Annotated in this window: 14 protein-coding genes and 1 pseudogene; 8 read left to right on the forward strand and 7 right to left on the reverse strand. The window is 38.6% G+C overall.

Translation table 11 applies throughout. The features are described 5' to 3' along the window. Nucleotides 1-76: 76 nt before the first annotated feature. Nucleotides 77-1,111, forward strand: coding sequence for an L-histidine N(alpha)-methyltransferase (locus H6G77_RS13590; protein ID WP_190871836.1), 1,035 nt, complete (start codon nucleotides 77-79; stop codon nucleotides 1,109-1,111). Here the strand turns inward: H6G77_RS13590 and H6G77_RS13595 are convergent. Further along, nucleotides 1,108-1,455: a hypothetical protein gene (locus H6G77_RS13595; RefSeq protein ID WP_242049214.1), complete on the reverse strand. Its 348-nt coding sequence runs from the start codon at nucleotides 1,453-1,455 to the stop codon at nucleotides 1,108-1,110. The genes H6G77_RS13590 and H6G77_RS13595 overlap by 4 nt on opposite strands. A 464-nt stretch (nucleotides 1,456-1,919) precedes the next feature. On the opposite strand from H6G77_RS13595, the gene H6G77_RS13600 reads away from it, so the two are divergent. From H6G77_RS13600 to H6G77_RS13610, 3 genes are all read left to right on the forward strand, one after another. Further along, complete coding sequence (locus tag H6G77_RS13600; protein WP_190592180.1) at nucleotides 1,920-2,180, forward strand: hypothetical protein; 261 nt, start codon at nucleotides 1,920-1,922, stop codon at nucleotides 2,178-2,180. Nucleotides 2,181-2,372: 192 nt separating this feature from the next. Beyond that, nucleotides 2,373-3,185 (forward strand): isopentenyl phosphate kinase, encoded by an 813-nt coding sequence (locus H6G77_RS13605; RefSeq protein ID WP_190592179.1) that lies wholly within the window; start codon nucleotides 2,373-2,375, stop codon nucleotides 3,183-3,185. Between the two features lie 180 nt (nucleotides 3,186-3,365). Beyond that, nucleotides 3,366-5,249: an ATP-binding protein gene (locus tag H6G77_RS13610; RefSeq protein ID WP_190871837.1), complete on the forward strand. Its 1,884-nt coding sequence runs from the start codon at nucleotides 3,366-3,368 to the stop codon at nucleotides 5,247-5,249. Nucleotides 5,250-5,332: 83 nt separating this feature from the next. Here H6G77_RS13610 and H6G77_RS13615 read toward each other — a convergent pair whose 3' ends face one another. From H6G77_RS13615 to H6G77_RS13640, 6 genes are all read right to left on the reverse strand, one after another. After that, nucleotides 5,333-6,010 (reverse strand): response regulator transcription factor, encoded by a 678-nt coding sequence (locus H6G77_RS13615; protein ID WP_190592177.1) that lies wholly within the window; start codon nucleotides 6,008-6,010, stop codon nucleotides 5,333-5,335. A 71-nt stretch (nucleotides 6,011-6,081) separates the two neighbouring features. After that, nucleotides 6,082-7,038, reverse strand: a complete 957-nt coding sequence (gene era / locus H6G77_RS13620; RefSeq protein ID WP_190871838.1) for a GTPase Era — start codon at nucleotides 7,036-7,038, stop codon at nucleotides 6,082-6,084. 1,047 nt (nucleotides 7,039-8,085) lie between these two features. After that, the gene (locus tag H6G77_RS13625; RefSeq protein ID WP_190871839.1) at nucleotides 8,086-8,997 is read right to left on the reverse strand and encodes a M48 family metallopeptidase; all 912 of its coding nucleotides are present in this window, start codon (nucleotides 8,995-8,997) and stop codon (nucleotides 8,086-8,088) included. A 138-nt stretch (nucleotides 8,998-9,135) separates the two neighbouring features. Next, complete coding sequence (locus H6G77_RS13630) at nucleotides 9,136-9,555, reverse strand: DUF2358 domain-containing protein (RefSeq protein ID WP_190592174.1); 420 nt, start codon at nucleotides 9,553-9,555, stop codon at nucleotides 9,136-9,138. A gap of 12 nt (nucleotides 9,556-9,567) precedes the next feature. Beyond that, nucleotides 9,568-10,716 carry a glycoside hydrolase family 10 protein gene (locus tag H6G77_RS13635; RefSeq protein ID WP_190871840.1) on the reverse strand — a complete coding sequence of 383 codons (1,149 nt, stop codon included), beginning with the start codon at nucleotides 10,714-10,716 and terminating at the stop codon, nucleotides 9,568-9,570. 104 nt (nucleotides 10,717-10,820) lie between these two features. Further along, nucleotides 10,821-12,905 carry a response regulator gene (locus H6G77_RS13640; RefSeq protein WP_190592172.1) on the reverse strand — a complete coding sequence of 695 codons (2,085 nt, stop codon included), beginning with the start codon at nucleotides 12,903-12,905 and terminating at the stop codon, nucleotides 10,821-10,823. 581 nt (nucleotides 12,906-13,486) lie between these two features. On the opposite strand from H6G77_RS13640, the pseudogene H6G77_RS13645 reads away from it, so the two are divergent. The 4 genes and pseudogenes from H6G77_RS13645 to H6G77_RS13660 form a co-directional block, all read left to right on the forward strand. Then, nucleotides 13,487-13,783: pseudogene (locus tag H6G77_RS13645) on the forward strand (DUF4351 domain-containing protein); the annotation flags it as partial. 50 nt (nucleotides 13,784-13,833) lie between these two features. After that, nucleotides 13,834-14,994 carry a universal stress protein gene (locus H6G77_RS13650; protein ID WP_190592200.1) on the forward strand — a complete coding sequence of 387 codons (1,161 nt, stop codon included), beginning with the start codon at nucleotides 13,834-13,836 and terminating at the stop codon, nucleotides 14,992-14,994. Nucleotides 14,995-15,058: 64 nt separating this feature from the next. Further along, nucleotides 15,059-16,033, forward strand: coding sequence for a M48 family peptidase (locus tag H6G77_RS13655; protein WP_242049215.1), 975 nt, complete (start codon nucleotides 15,059-15,061; stop codon nucleotides 16,031-16,033). Between the two features lie 166 nt (nucleotides 16,034-16,199). Further along, complete coding sequence (locus H6G77_RS13660; protein WP_190670046.1) at nucleotides 16,200-16,859, forward strand: hypothetical protein; 660 nt, start codon at nucleotides 16,200-16,202, stop codon at nucleotides 16,857-16,859. The last annotated feature ends 74 nt before the right edge of the window (nucleotides 16,860-16,933 follow it).

Below are 16,933 nucleotides of genomic sequence, written 5' to 3' on the forward strand. Positions count from 1 at the left end.
GTATGAGAAAATACAAGACTGGCCAAGTGGTCAATTATGTACTTTTTCTACTTAACCCATCTCAGAACAAGGAATAATGGCAAAAAACTTTCATCAAAACTCGCAATTTTCCGCAGATAATTCTATTTCTCACCCTCGTATAGCAAAGCCAAGTTCTGAGTTTTATACTGTTTTTTCCTCAGCAGAAGTTTTAGAAATTATTCACGCCTTAGAAACTCGATGGGAAATCCCTCTGAAATATTCTTATAAAGGCCAAGGGGCAAAAATATGGCATGATTTTTATCAGAAATTTATTAGCCCTAAATGGTATCGCAAATCAAGTGTAGAAATTGACCTATTAAGGAACAGTTTTGCATATATTTATGAAAATATATCAAAATTTAGCCAAGTCAATATTATCGACGTGGGTGCAGGAAATTCATACCCAGCCAAAGAATTTGTTTTCCGACTCAATCAATTGAATAAAATTAATAAATATATTGCTTTAGATATTAGTGAAGGATTGCTGACTGTATCTAAGAAGAATTTTACAAGTTGGTTTCCTAAACTGGATTATAGCAACCAACAAATTGACATTGAAAATAGCTGTATACCTGCAAATTTCTCAGGCAAACCCAAAATCATTCTGCATTTGGGTGTGACAATGGGCAACCATCACAATAGAAATCAGGTGCTGCATAACTTTAGAAATAGTATGGATGAAAATGATTTGCTCATCTTTACCAATGAAATTGGTTCTAACTCTCAATGGGATGGCATAGCCAGAGGTGGCTGTAAGTATCATGCCGAAGCCATATATCGCACAATCAAAAATACAATTGGTATTAAATCTCAAGATTGTCAACTAATTAGAAAGTATGACTTAGCAACAGATAGTGTCGTCGCTAATATCAAATTCCAGCATAATTACACTATAGATTTCAGCTTCCAAGGAATAGATAAATCTATTGAAATACCCAAGGGTAAAGAAATTACAATTTGGAGACATCATAAATATGAAATGCCTAAACTTACCCAAGAACTAGAAAGTGCGGGATTAGAACTTGTTCATTACACTACTAACAAATATTCATCACATATTATGGCAATTTGTCAGGTTGCTAATATCTAATGAAGCCAAAAAAGAATTCTAATTTCTGCGGGATTTCCTAACTTTAGTAATTCTTGAATAAACCAATCAACACAACCGACATATTCTCTATAACTCTGTACCCATGAAACTTCAGTTGTGTTGTCTTTTTTCATTTTATAAACAGGCTCATCGTCTGGTAAATCATCAGGAAAAGGAGCCGAAGCAGAAAATAAATAGGCATACTGATGATTTACATAGCCTTTACATTCTGGGAATATTCTATCCCAATCATAATCAATAATTTCTTGAACCATGAACCAAGTAAAGTGATGTCCCATTCCAAGACCTTTATTTTCAAAATAGTCTTGATAACTAGGATTCATATCTTCTGGTAAACCACGCGGTTCTGAAACTGGAACTATTTTTTCAGTATGCCAGTGATAATAACTCAGAGAGTGATGATGATTGATGTCTGCAATTATGTGTCGATCGCTCCCCCCATCCTACAATGCGATCGCAAATAGCCCATCTAAGCAGCAGAGAGTTTCCTACAAACATAGAAAAAATCTATCGAGTTGATTAGAGAAACTTGATTGTGCTGGATAGAGAGTATTGACAGTGGTTTGAAGTTTGCATCTACGATTTCAGAAATTTTTCTGTTGAGCCTGGGAATTTTAAATCAATTTTGATGTATCCTAGATTTTCTTAGGTAATTTTTTCAACACCCAAGTTCATAAAACTTTTTTGCGGATTTCACGCAAGATTCTGGAAGAAGTTCTTGAACTCTCTCAGAATCTACTTTCTGTTGATTATTTCTTTGTCACACTTTAAGGCTTAACAAATCATCATGGATATACGACTCATCAAAAAATCTGAAAAATTAATCCTGAAAAAGATAAAACAGATAGAAGAAGAAAATCTTTCAATAGATGATTTTGAAAGCCAAGAAGCTACCGTTGAGGAAAAACCAGTAGTCAATATAGTAGAAACTAGAGAACCTAACTATATTCCGGTGCGGGATAACCCGGTAGTTTTATCCATCGCCAATTCAGGATGGCAGGTTTCGGAAATCTTACGGGATATCAGAGTAGATAATTTCTACGATTGATAAATAACCAATATATATATGTCAGAATTCTAATCTTTAACTTATGAATTCTGCAAAAAATATGTTCATCATAAATAAGCAACAGTTATCTTGCTGTTGCTTATTAGTTGTTTTTTAAGACAGTGAACACTCGATGATTTGAAATTCCTTGTGGTAAGCTTTTTGCTAGTGATTACCACATCTTGAGATTTCATGCTAGAGCTAGTATTAGTCAAATTAGGAGGTTCTTTAATCACTGATAAGAACCAACCATACACTGCTCGACTAGAAACTATGCAAAAACTAGTTACGGAAATTAGTCTAGTCAGGCAGCAAAATCCTAGTGTAAAACTGATTATTGGCAATGGTGCTGGTTCTTTTGGGCATCAGTCAGCACATAAATATAATACTATCAATGGTGTTGTCTGTGATGCTGATAAACTAGGGTTTTGTCTAGTTCATCAAGATGTTTTAGATTTAAATAAATTACTGGCCCATTATTTTTTACAAGCAGGTTTACCAGTAGTGAGCTTACCACCTCTCACGATGGTAGTGACTCAGAATAAACAGCTAGTGAAAACAAACTTTTCGGTAATTGAAAATAGTTTACAAGCTGGCTTAATACCGTTGGTTTTCGGTGATGTTGTTTTAGATCAAGTCATTGGCGGTACTATTCTTTCTACTGAAACTTTATTAGCAGAGTTAGCCAAATACTTTCATATTCAAGATAACTACCAAGTCAAACTCATCAATGCGGGGAATTATCCTGGTGTGTATGACGACAATGGGCAAGTAATACCTGAGATTACACCAGCCAATTATGCTCAAATTAAAGCTGCTATCGGCAAGAGTGCGTCAATAGATGTAACTGGCGGGATGATTCAGAAGGTAGAAGAATTTTTGGCTATTTCTGATTGGGGAATTGATTGTTGGATAATTGATGGCAATATTCCCGGAAATTTAGTCAAGGCTGTGTTAGGACAGGCGACTTTAGGAACAGTGATCCGCTCTGGTGAATGCAGGTAAGAATTTAGGGATAAAAGGGAGAGCTAATTCATTAAGTGCAAGATATTCGCATGAGGGGTATTGCATTTAAAGATATATTGGGCATACTAAGGGAAAACTTTGGCCATCTTTTGTGGGAATCATTCTGAATTTGGGATGATCTGCCAAAAAGAAAGCCAGTAACTTGCAGGATTCAGCAAGATGGCGTTTTCTCACTTTGTACCGCAACAATCTTCTCAGACTTTGCTGTGGAGTGTTCTGAACAGCATTACTGACCCCATTTTTGTGAAGGACAGACAACACAATTGGGTGTTTGTTAATGATGCGTTTTGTCAGTTCATTGGATATGAGCGAACAAAACTAATTGGTAAATCTGACTATGATTTTTTCTGCAAAACCCAAGCCGATGTTTTTTGGGCGAGAGATGAACTGGTTTTTACCACAGGTGTGACTGATGAAAATGAGGAATTAATCACAGATTACCAAGGTAAAACCCAAATCATATCTACTAAAAAAAGCTTATTATCTGACGAAGCTGGTAATTCATTTTTAGTAGGTTCAATTCGGCTAGTTGTTCCCCAAGATCAAATTGAAACTACTTTGCTACTTCAGACAATCAATAAATTAGAACAAGAAATTAATGAACGCCAACAAACAGAGAAACGCTTTCGCAGACATAGTAATGCGCTACAACAGCTTGTGCAGAGTGAAAAACTACAACATGATGATTTTCAAATTGCGATTCAATATGTAACTGAAGTAGCTAGTTTAGGTCTTGAGGTTGGGCGTGTTAGTGTTTGGTTATACACAGAGAACCGTTCGGAAATTCAATGTGTGGATTTATATGAACAAGAATATAATCGCCACAGTCACGGTTTGGAATTATCTGTTTACGACTTCCCGCAATATTTTCAAGCTCTCAAAGAAGAACAAATAATCGCAGTTACTGATGTGCATACTGATGCTCGTACTGCTGAATTTTCGGCAACTTATACAACTCCATTGGGAATTACTGCGATGTTGGATGCGCGGATATGGTCGAGAGGGGAAGTAATTGGTGTAGTTTGTTGTGAACATTTAATCACCCCACGCCAGTGGACATTAGAAGAACAAAGCTTTATTGGCTCAATTACTGACTTTGTGCGGCTGGTGATTGAATCACGCGATCGCAAAATTGCCGAAGCAGCACTCAGACAACAAACTCAACAACTAGAACAAACACTAAAAGAATTAAAACGTACTCAATCCCAAATCATTCAAAGTGAAAAAATGTCTTCTTTAGGACAACTAGTAGCGGGTGTAGCTCACGAAATCAATAATCCGGTTAACTTTATTTATGGCAATATTAATCCTGCGATTAATTATGTTCATGATTTATTCAAGCTAGTTAATCTTTATCAGGAAAACTATCCTTATCCTGTGGAGGTAATTCGAGAAGAAATCGATTCTATAGACTTAGATTTTTTAATGTCAGATTTACCCAAGCTATTATCTTCTCTGAAAATAGGAGCCGATCGCATTCGCCAAATTGTGCTATCTCTCCGTAATTTTTCTCGCCTGGATGAAGCTGAATATAAAGCGGTGAATCTGCACGAAGGTATTGATAGTACATTATTAATCTTAGAAAATCGGCTCAAGGCTAAACCTAATTATCCAGGTATTAAAGTTATTAAAGACTATGGTAAATTACCTCTGGTTGAGTGCTATGCTGGTCAACTCAATCAGGTATTTATGAATATTTTGACTAATGCGATCGATGCTATCGAAGAACGAGACGCACAACGCACACTAAAGGAAATGCAAGCTACTCCTAGTAGAATTCGGATTGATACAGCAGTTGAGAATGAAACTCAGATTGCTATTAAAATTGCTGATAATGGTTTGGGTATACCGGAAGATATTCAAAAACGGATTTTTGACCCATTTTTTACTACAAAACCCATTGGTAAAGGTACAGGAATGGGAATGTCAATTAGTTATCAAATTATCACCGAAAATCATCATGGAACCCTGGAGTGTATTTCATCTGTGGGCAAAGGTACAGAATTTATAATTATGATTCCTTTAAAACAAGGTGAGGATTGAATGAAATCTGGGTGTAACGGTAAATAAGAGTGAAAAATGACATTCAATCGAGTAAATTTTTGGCAACCATCAAATATGATTAACTATACTAAACCCGATCGCAGTGCCACTACAGCAGCTTGAACACGATCATCAACTGCTAGTTTGTTCATAATCCCACGGACATGGGTTTTAACGGTATTGGGACTCAGATAAAGTTTTTCCGCAATTTCGGGGTTGCTTAAACCTTCTACCATGAGTTTTAAAACTTCTAACTCTCTGGTGGAAAGATTGGCGGTGTTTCCTTGGGTTGTGGGAGGTTTGAGGTTATCAATGACACGTCTGGCGATTTGCGGATCTAAATAAGTCGCGCCATCAACGGCGGCTGCGATCGCTTTTAACAGTCTTTCTACACTCGCACCTTTGATACAATAAGCATCTGCACCACTGGATAATGCCGCAATTACTTCTGTTTCGGTGGTGTGGGATGTCAGCATCACGACATGGGTTTCTGGTAAGGCCGCTTTAATTTGCTGTGTCGCTGCAATCCCATCCAGGCGCGGTAAACCAATATCCATGACTACCAAATCTGGTTTTAATTTTAAGGCTGCTTGTACCCCTAAATAACCATCTTCTGCTTGTCCAACAATTTCCAACTGGGGTTGCGCCATTAGTGATTGTTCTAGTCCTAGTTGCATCATCGGATCATCTTCCACAATCAAAACGCGCAATACAGGTTGATCATTCGGCAGATTGAAGGAGTAGCTAGGATTGGTAGACATTTTTTTATCTAGTCAATGGTCAATAGTCAATAGTCCAATAGCTATTGACTATTGACCATTGACTAACTTCTCTATTCTTCCACGCGATAGCCAAACTCTGCCAAATTTAACCGAGACTGTCGCCACTTTGGCTGGACTTTGACGAAAAGTTCCAGGTATACTTTGCCGGAGATGAGTTTTTGGATTTGTTCGCGGGCGGCGCTACCAATGGCTTTGAGCATAGAACCACCTTTACCAATTAAAATACCTTTTTGGGAATCGCGTTCGACGTGGATGGTAGCCATGACGCGGGTAATTGATGGTGTTTCTTCTACTTTATCAATGGCGATCGCCACAGAATGCGGCACTTCTTCACGGGTTAACAGTAAAATCTGTTCCCGAATTAACTCGCCCATAATAAACCGTTCTGGTTGGTCTGTCACCAAGTCAGGCGGATAGTATAAGGGGCCTGTTGCTAAATTTTCCGTCAGTAATTCTTGTAGTTCTGGTAATCCTGTACCAGTCTTGGCGGAGAATTTCGCTAACGGCCATTGGTTAGCATCACCTAGTTGTTGGTAACTTTCATCGATAAACTGGGAATCCGTTGGTTGCTGATCAATTTTGTTCAGTCCCAAAATTACGGGGGTGTGACTGTGGGTTAATAACTCCGCAATGTAGCGATCGCCAGCACCACAAGCAGCTGTACTATCAACTACAAACAGCACCACATCTACTGATTCAATGGCAATTTTGGCATTTTGTACTAACACTTCCCCCAATTGGTGATGGGGTTTATGAATTCCCGGTGTATCGACGAAAATTAATTGTGCTGCTTCGGTGGTCAAAATTCCTCGCAAACGATTCCGCGTAGTTTGGGCTACTGGTGAGGTTATTGCAATTTTTTGACCAACTAATTGATTCATTAGAGTAGATTTACCGACATTTGGACGACCAATAATGCCGATAAACCCCGATTTATACTCAGGAGGAGCTTGAGGAATTAATACTTCTCCTGAAAAAGAGAAGACGTGATTTTCAATACTAGTCACCTTTTACTCCACCTTCATATTTTATAGATGAGATAAGTTAGTTCTGGGTTCAAACGCACAACAAACATATATTCACCCTGGAATTTTCGGGGTTTGCCATTGTTTCAGTTTAATCTACTACTAGAGATATTTGAGTGGAAATATCTCAAAAAATAGATATTAAATCCAACCAACATTATGTTATCTCTCTTCCATCCACTTGTGTTATCTGCAAGAGAGCCAGTCATTTTGATGACAATATTCTTGGATTCTAGCTGGAGAATACCACCAAATTATGATGTAATTGCTATGACTGAGAAATAATTTCTCGCTTAAACTCGCCTAATTTCACAAATTAATTTACTCGTAAAGGCTGGGAGTAGGGAGTGGGGAGTAGGGAGTAGAAAAGAGCATTTTGTAGGTGTACTGATTTTTTTCAGAAATCAAATATGAGTCCTATATGTAGTATAGATATTCAGAGCTAGATGCAACAGAGATTTTTCATCAAAACTGAAAAATTCATGAGCTATGTAACAAGCGATCGCACAATATTGACTTTTGTTAACGACAGTAAAAAAAGCCATCACATATCATTAATCTACATCAAATTTGATATTTGACAATTTGACACTAACTCAATATAACGTCAGTTAAACTGTGATGAAAATTAATTTTTTCTGTAAAGTAGAAAGACTAAATTAAACCTAATTTGAGATGACCGGGTTTCGATACTTCGACTGCGCTCAGTATCCACACTTCGACAGGCTCAGTGCATCGCTTCGCGGGAGTTGAGCGAAGTCGAAACTCAACCCTCTTCTAGCCAGATGATCGAGCATTGAGCGCAGTCGAAATGCGTCTTCTAAATAATTGTGTCCACTTACTAATCTAAGTTAAATTAAATTAAATTATAGTTAGATAATTTTGTCGGACGACCTCTTGATGAAGCAGAAGTTGATGTTTAGTCCCAGATACTAAATTATCAGCTTCTTTCTCTAAATTGAATTAGGGAGTAGGGAGTAGATTTGTTTGTAATTGATTTAGGACTGCGATACCTTGAGAAATGAGAATCTACCAAGAAGACATAAACTGCCAATCTTCAGAATCTTTCTCTGTATCTGTATTGTCTTCTGAATCGGCTGGTTGCTCTACATCTTCTGACTGTAGCAACTTTTCATATTCTCCTGAATCAACCCATTTTAACAATTCGGAAGCTCGCATCACCGACCAGGGAAATTTGTACTCCATAAAGCTGAATATTTTAGTAACTTGATCCAAGTTATCCAGACTAATGAGTGAAAATTCCCGTGCTTGCGCTTGAAACTCCGCAATGGTATCGGCATTTATATATTCCGATGGTAAACCAGCCAACTTCATGAGTGCGGTGATGGCGATATTAATATCTTGACACGCCAATAAACCCGCGCGATCGCATGTGAACTTTGACATCAAAATCCAATTACACAAAGCGACTTCTATCCCCCCAGCCGCTAAACTACCCAAACCAAAAGTTGTACTATTAACAATATTTTTTAACAGTGGCATCACATTTGCCATTTGTTGATAAGCAATATATTTACCCTTAATCCGGGCAATTTCACACCCAAATGCAAATAGCAATTCAGCGTGTGTATACCATTCCAGTGCTTCTAAATTCGCACTCACCATTGGCTTGTCTACACCAACAGCATTGGTTTGAATATGTCCCGTACCCCGAAATAAATAAAGTTCTGGCTGGGAAGTCAAGTCAAGAATTTGACAGCTTTCTGTAAACGCATCAGATAATTTAGGAAAATTTTGCGGTGTCACACGAAATTCACCACCAATAATTTGCATTCTCAGTAAACGGTCAATTCCATATTCATTTACCTTCTTTAATACTAAAGGTAAACCAGGCATTTTATTTAAAGCTGCCAAAGCTTTTTGATCAAAGGGATGCTGAAATCTGACTATATTCAGTCCAGTCAATATTTTTTTTGTCATAATATTGTTTTATCTGCGTCCATCTGTCTTGAAAAGTTTGCTCAAGTCGGCAGAGCCGCCCACGCAACTTTTCGCTGCGTCCATCTGCGGTTAATTATTCTTGCTTATACTTCACTAGCATCAGAAATGCTATAAGTGTTACCCTTTCTGAATAAATTGCTTTAAAATTTCTCCTGGCTTTCTATCCCAAGTATCAATATGTTCATAGATTAAATGATCTGAATTGAATTTGTAAGTTGAATAACCATTAAAAAATATCTTAGCTTGCCAAGGCACACGCAAAACACCACGCACTGTCCATTTCGCTAAAATCGTATCTTCTGCTGATTGATACACTTCATGTAAATCAAAAGCGATGTGAGTAAAAAATAATTGGGCGTGAAATCGTAATGTCCAAAAAATAATTCGATAGTTGAATTTATATTTAAATTTATTTACTGGGTCTTTAAAATAAATATCCTGTGTATAAATATTATATGTAATATCTTGCTCAAAAAGTGTGGGTAAATCTTGTTTGAGAGTTTGAATGACCTGTTCTATCTGTAATTTATCTGCCACGCGCTTTATCCTTTAAAAAAGATTTTTTAAGAATCTCTTGATTCTCTGCCAGAATGACAAAGAATTGCTGTTGCTGGGTTGTTGTAAATCAGCCAAAGTCGGAAACGCCGCAGGTTGAGAGTAGGGGCCATTTCGCAAAACTTGAGCAAGAGCATTGTTATTTTCGCGCAAACCTTCGTAAAAAAAGCAGACTTCCCCAGAAATTCCGAGTCGGCGGTTGTAAGCGATCGCCTGCACAAGATATTCTGGGCTGATGGAGTAATTACCAAGCTTGATCAAAATTCCCGGTGCTAACTTAGGGAGAGTTGCATCGCTAAACTGACAACTTGCTAGTCGGTTAGCGATCGCTTTATAACTATTAAAATCGCGGCGATATATCTGCGGGTGAATCATATCCACTATGCCCAACTTCAACCATGTGGCTGAGTCTTGGAGATATTCGCGCAATCCCCAATCATAAATATTAGGTGACATCGATACCAACAAGTTAGGATTAATTCTTTTGACTTCGCCATATAAACGTGCCAAAAAATCGGTCAAAATATCAGCACGCCACTGTAACCATTGTTTATCTTGGTGGTTATTGGGTGGACGACGGCCAAATTGCTGCTGATAACAGGCAACTGTTAAAGCATCATACCCTCCTTCTGATGGTAAAGCCGGAAAGCGATCATCTCCCTGAATCCCGTCCACATCATAATTTTTCACCACTTCCAAAACCAAATTCAACAGAAAATCTTGCACCTGGGGATGAAAAGCATTCATCCACTCAAAGCCATTTTTCTGCAACAAATTACCTTGACTGTCACGCGCCGTCCATTCTGGCTTTTTTTGTAACAGCATTCCACCATTCAAGTTGTAAGAACTCGCAAACCCATATTCAAACCAAGGGATAACTTTTAACCCCACTCGTCGCGCCTCGGCTATTACCTCCGCTAACGGGTCACGACCAACCGACATTGGGTCAATTTCCACTCCAAAATTTTGCCGCATAGTTTGGCTGGGGTACATAGTCACACCCTTATTCCAAACCACAGGGAATACAACATTAAATCCTGTCTCCGCTAACAAGTCCATCGCTGCTGCAATGCGTTGTTGTGACCGGAAAACTTTACTATCGGTAGTTGTCAGCCAGACACCGCGAATTTCTTTTGAGTTCATAGGTTTCAGGAGGAGTCTGATATCATGTCCGGGTAATGACTTACGATTAAGCGCCAGTTTCCAACCACGAATGAAATCTGGTTGTTGGAGTAAAGATTGACATTTTACTTTTGCCTTGTTGCACTAGTAACTAGATTAATTAAATTTTCAGGGTCAACAGGTTTAGTCAAGTAATGCTGAAAGCCGGCAGCGAGAATTTTTAAGCTGTCTTCTTCGTGGGAAAATGCAGTTAAAGCGATCGCTGGAATATCACCACCCTTTTCTGGTGCTAAAGCCCGGACTTGTTGGATTAAGTTATAACTTTCTTGGTTTGAGAGACTGAGGTCACTAATCAAGATATCTGGTTTTGTCTCTTCAATAATTACCAGTGCAGTCTCAATTGATGCGACGGCGGTTGCATTTGCGCCATACTCTTCAAACATAAAGGCCAAAAAGTTGCGGCTATCAGTTTCATCACCAACAACCAACACTTTCAAGCCTACCAAGGGTGTATTACCTGTTGTACAAGCAATCGAGTTGTCCGCTTTACCATCAAGACTGGGACTTGGCATTAAGGGAAGTCTTAAAGTGAAAGTTGCGCCTTTTCCTTTACCTGGGCTGTCGGCGATAATGATGCCGTGGTGTAGTTCTACCAAGTGACGGACGATCGCTAGTCCTAATCCTAAACCATTGTGCGATCGTGTGGTGGTGCTGTCTGCTTGGCGGAACCTTTCAAATACTTGGGGGAGAAAGTCTGGTTCAATCCCAATTCCTGTATCAATTACCTGAATTTGAGCATAAGATGAACTGACAAATTGAATAGGAGATACGCTAGATGTCAGGACGATTTCTCCTGCTGGGACTAGCTCTTTCGGCTCTGCTTCAGTTACTTGGATGAGTTCGAGATTGACAGTAACTTTACCATGTTGTGGTGTAAACTTAATGGCATTATTTAATAGATTCCAGATTATTTGTTGTAAACGTACTGGATCACCACAAACTGAACCAATAGCAGAATCAAGAATTGTGCTGATTTGAATATGTTTAGCATCAGCTAAGGGGCGGACAGCTTCTAGGGCGGCTTCAATGACAGCCACTAAGTTAACTACACATAAATTCAGTTTTAGCTGACCACGAATAATCCGCGATACATCTAAAATATCTTCAATTAATTGCACCTGAGATGTCGCATTACGTTCAATGGCTTCTAAAGCTTTAGTAGTTGCTTTATCATCCAGTTTTTTAGAACGTAATATTTTTGACCAGCCCAGCATAGAAGTTAAAGGTGTGCGGAGTTCGTGAGAAAGCACAGCCAGAAACTCATCCTTCATCCGGTTGGCGGCTTCTGCTTCTTGTCTGGCGGTTTGTTCTCGAATGATTTGAGCGCGGACTTCTTCAGCTTGCTTGCGTTCGGTGATATCTTCGAGAGTACCAACATAGCCCAATAATTTTCCTTGCGCCGAAACCATCCGGGATGAGCGCACCTGTACCCAACGCTGACTATGATTAGCTGTGAGAAATTGAAAATCTTGCGAGTAGTTTTGGGAACCAATATCTAAGTATTTTGACCAGGTAGCGATCGCTCTTTCGCGGTCATCGGGATGCACAAATTCCAACCATTGTTTTTCTAAACTTTCGGCAGCATTTAAACCACAAATTGCCTGATAGTGAGGATTAGTATATTTACATTTTCCTGCTGTATCTGTTTCAAAAATCCCCACCGGCGAACAAGTACTCAGAGAACGAAAACGTTCTTCACTTTGCCGTAATTCTGCATTCACAACTGCTAGTTGCTCTGCATGTTCTTTAATGGCTTGAGTTTTCTTAAATAGCTCAACAAATACTGTAACTTTCGATATTAATATATTCGTATCTATAGGCTTAAGCAAATAATCAACCGCCCCTATTGCATAACCTTTAAATAACATTTGGTCACTCGTGCTAAAGGCGGTGAGAAAAATAATAGGAGTTTGACACGACCTGTCTCGACTACGAATTAGATTAGCAGTTTCAAAGCCATCCATTCCCGGCATTTGTACATCCAGCAAAATGACAGCAAAATCTTGATGCAGCAGACACCGCAAAGCCTCAGAACCAGAGGTTGCTTTAACTAAATTTTCTCCCAGTCTTTCTAAAATTGCTTCTAGCGCCAACAAATTTTCTAATTTGTCATCTACCAAAAGGATGTTGACTTTGGGTTCAGGCTGCATGACTTATCGTGCTGTAATTCAGTTCAGGTCGGGGTTTCAATCTCTTCAAAGGGGATTGCTTGAATTATTATGACACGACACAGTTTCTGTCATTTGTCATTTGTCAACGGTCAATAGTCATTTGTGAATGTTAATTCTTCCCCTGTAACCCAAATCGATGTTTTTGGGGTAGGACGTAGAATATACTTTTGGCGACTGTAATACATCTTTGTATTTTAAAATATTACGCAAGCTCCAACCTGCAATCTGTGGTTGCAGCGTTTAGTTGTCACGCCTTTGTTTATCCGTTTGTAACACTTTTGCCAATAGTATCAGCTACAGTAAAGTGTACAAGTGAAGGCGGAAGCTACCCACAGCCGTCGCGGAGGCCAGTCAGTATGAATAGACCTTCGTTGTTTTGTCGTGTTGCCAAGAAAAAGGTGGTAGCTTATAAAATTAGTGATTTCACAACGACTATAGGAATAAATTCTTCTAGTTCCGCGATCGCCTGTTATAAGTGCTGGTTCATTATAGTTTTCTATTATACTTTTAGCTTCTCTCCGTATTATCTCTTAGTTTTTTTCAAAAATCAAATATGATTCCTATACAAGTTTGAACAGTTAAGCCGAACAGAGGTAGAACAAATGTTAGGAATAACGCTTCAGGAAACGAGAGTTTACCGAGAAATTAAGGAAGAGGGACGAGAAGAAGGCAGAATTGAGGGAGAGCGTTCGCTTATTCTCCGGCTACTACAAAACCGGGTGGGAGAATTACCTCCAGATGTGTGTGAATCTATTGCAACTCTGTGTTTAGAAGAATTAGAAAATCTGGGCGAAGCGTTGCTTGATTTTACTAGTTTGGCTGATTTGCAAGTTTGGTTAGAAACAGTTCAAAATTAGGATGGGCGTTTGCTGTAACAATGGCGATCGCATCTTCACATAGCATTCTTATGTTAGACCAAACTAATTCAGGTGTAGCTATCAATTCTTCTTACCCAGCGCGTCGAGGTAAACATAAAATCTTTATTGGGATGGCTCCCGGCGTGGGTAAAACTTATCGAATGTTAGAGGAAGGAAATGCACTCAAACAAGAAGGAATAGATGTAGTTATTGGACTGTTAGAAACCCACGGACGCAAAGAAACAGCAGAAAAAGCCGCAGGATTAGAAATTATTCCGCGTCAGCAAATTGCTAGAGGTGGGTTGACGCTGACGGAAATGGATACCGAGGCGATTTTACAGCGATGTTTAGGAACTAGCTCTTATACGTCTAAATCCCAATTGGTTTTAGTTGATGAACTGGCTCATACAAATGTCCCTGGTTCCCCACGGGAGAAACGCTACCAAGATGTGGAAGTGATTTTAGCTGCGGGTATTGATGTTTACTCTACGATGAATGTGCAGCATTTAGAAAGTCTCAATGATTTGGTAGCAAGAATTACGGGTGTGGTGGTACGAGAACGAGTTCCAGATAGGATTTTAGAAGCAGCAGACGAAGTAGTGGTAGTCGATGTGACACCAGAAACTCTGCAAGAGCGATTATTGGAAGGGAAAATTTACGAGCAGTCAAAAATCCAACAATCTTTAGATAACTTTTTTCAACGCCGGAATTTAATTGCTTTACGAGAATTGGCTTTGCGAGAGGTAGCCGACAACATCGAAGAAGATGCGATCGCCTCTAGTCCTAATGGACAATTTTGCAACATCCATGAGAGGGTTTTAGTCTGTGTATCTACTTACCCAAATTCATTACAATTATTGCGCCGTGGTGCAAGACTGGCTAATTATATGAATGCACCACTGTATGTTGTGTTTGTTGCTGATCCTGAGCGTTTTTTAAATAAGGAAGAAAGTTTACACATTCACAACTGTGAAAAGCTGTGTCAAGAATTTACAGGTACTTTTCTTCGCGTTACCAATGGTAACATTGCTCAAGCGATCGCCGAAGTTGCAGAGAAATACCGCATTACCCAAATTGTCATCGGAGAAAGTCAGCGATCGCGCTGGCAAATTTTGTTGAAAGGTTCATTAACTCAAAAGTTAGTTCGCTTATTGAAAAATATTGATATTCATATTATCGCTAGTGATAAACAATCTGCGGTTAAAAGTTAAATATATTCCCTTGGTGAGGTATACCAAAAAATAATTAACCGCAGATTGAAAAGGATGAACGCAGATGAACGCAGATAAATTCGGATTTCAGCAGGCTTTGAAACGCGAGAATATTAGCATTAAAAATATTAAAATACAACAAAACTATATTCTACAAAATATTTTTAATTTAGCATCTCAGCCTGATTCCTATACAAATAAAATTCAACAATTAACCCAAACTATCAATCAAACAGTCTCCACAATTGAAAATATCTGCACTACCAAACAAATCACACCCGCAAACCTGACTAATTCATCTCGTAAAATCTATGCTTGGTTGAAGTTTCTCTCTGAGGAACAAAATCTACAAATTCACCTAAACAGTACTTATCGTGTACGACAAATAATTGCACAAATTCTCTCTACAGAACAACAAAGTGCTGTAGAAATTATGGTTGAATTTACTAATTTAGCGGGATTATATCAAGGTAAAAGGTCTAGTAAGGTTGTTGCACTTAAGATGAACGAAGGTTTTATTAATGCTGATGCAGAAGTTTTACAAGCATTAGTGAAATGCACTCTCTTTGGTAAAAATCCAGAAAGTACTCGATTAATTAGAGGGTTTGCGAGTTCTGAAGAATATATTGCTGTTCTCTTAGAGTTAGATTTAATTGCAGAGGTAATTGCCGAAAATCCTCAAGGTAATTTTTATAATTTAAATGAATTGTTTGATCAGCTTAATTTTGAATATTTTGCAGCGAATCTTGTTAAACCCAGGCTTGTATGGAGCCAAATCAAAACCTATCGTAAGTTTGGGCATTATGAGCCAGCTAGAGATAGGGTAGTGATTAGCACAACTCTGGATAACGCTTATATCCCTAAGTTTGTGCCTGAGTTTGTTTTATACCACGAATTACTGCATAAATACCACGGCACAAAGTGGGTAAATGGTAAACGTATGGTTCACACCAGTCAATTTCGCACTGATGAACGAAAGTTTAAGTTCTACACAGAAGCAGATGAATGGTTAAAAAAGTTAACACTCAATCAAAGTTGATAAAAAACTTTTGGCTCAAAAACCTTACCCAATCAAGATTTCACACTTTGACTCCAAATTTAAGTATGTTTGGGGTTTTTTATTGAGATTTTAGTAGTACAATTGTTCTAGTGATAGACCTCTGAGCGATACTTTGCCGACGCGAAGTTTAAACGATATCAATACTATGATGACACCATTACAGGGTATAGTTGCAAGCCAAACCCAATCGAAGTTTGAGCAATATCATGAACATCAAGCTAATCGCCCAAAAAGCTTTAAGCGCGAACATATTGCTTTTCAAAGGCTAACTGATGTCACTCAGGTAATTTTGCATCATGCTTTTTGGTTGGCGGAACAAAAAAAACAGCTTTCTTTGCGAGATTACAAACAGCTACTTTTAGAACATGGTTGGCAAGGCGAAGAAAAGCGATATCTGAAAATAGCAGCAGCGTTTGCGAAGTTTTCGCCGCAAGATGTCGCGCAAGTTGAGCCGAGAACTATTTATCAATTGGCAGAAAACAGCAAAAAATACGAGCAAGTTATCAATCGGCTACTAGATTTAAGCATTATTAATCAAGAAAATGTGCGTTCTTTAATTAAAAAGCAGCGTCCAGCCAAAACTGCTGAGTATAAAAATGAAAAACCTAGTATTTGGCGACGGACAAAAAACGGCGGGAGATACTGCCAAATTCCCCCAATTCATGAACCGTCAGAACAAACTGGGATGACTTTGCAAAGAATGATGGATGAAGAAGGATTAAGCGCCCAGCATATTGTGGCAGAAGCGATCGCACTCCGACAAGCATATAAACAAGGGCAACTCATCCACACTGCCAATCAATAAGGTTCAATTAAGGTGATGAAAGTTGATTTCTCAATTTCTGCTCTACCCATAAAGGGATAGGGTTTTAAGGCGAG

Source organism: Aulosira sp. FACHB-615, from assembly GCF_014698045.1.
GTDB lineage: Bacteria > Cyanobacteriota > Cyanobacteriia > Cyanobacteriales > Nostocaceae > Nostoc_B.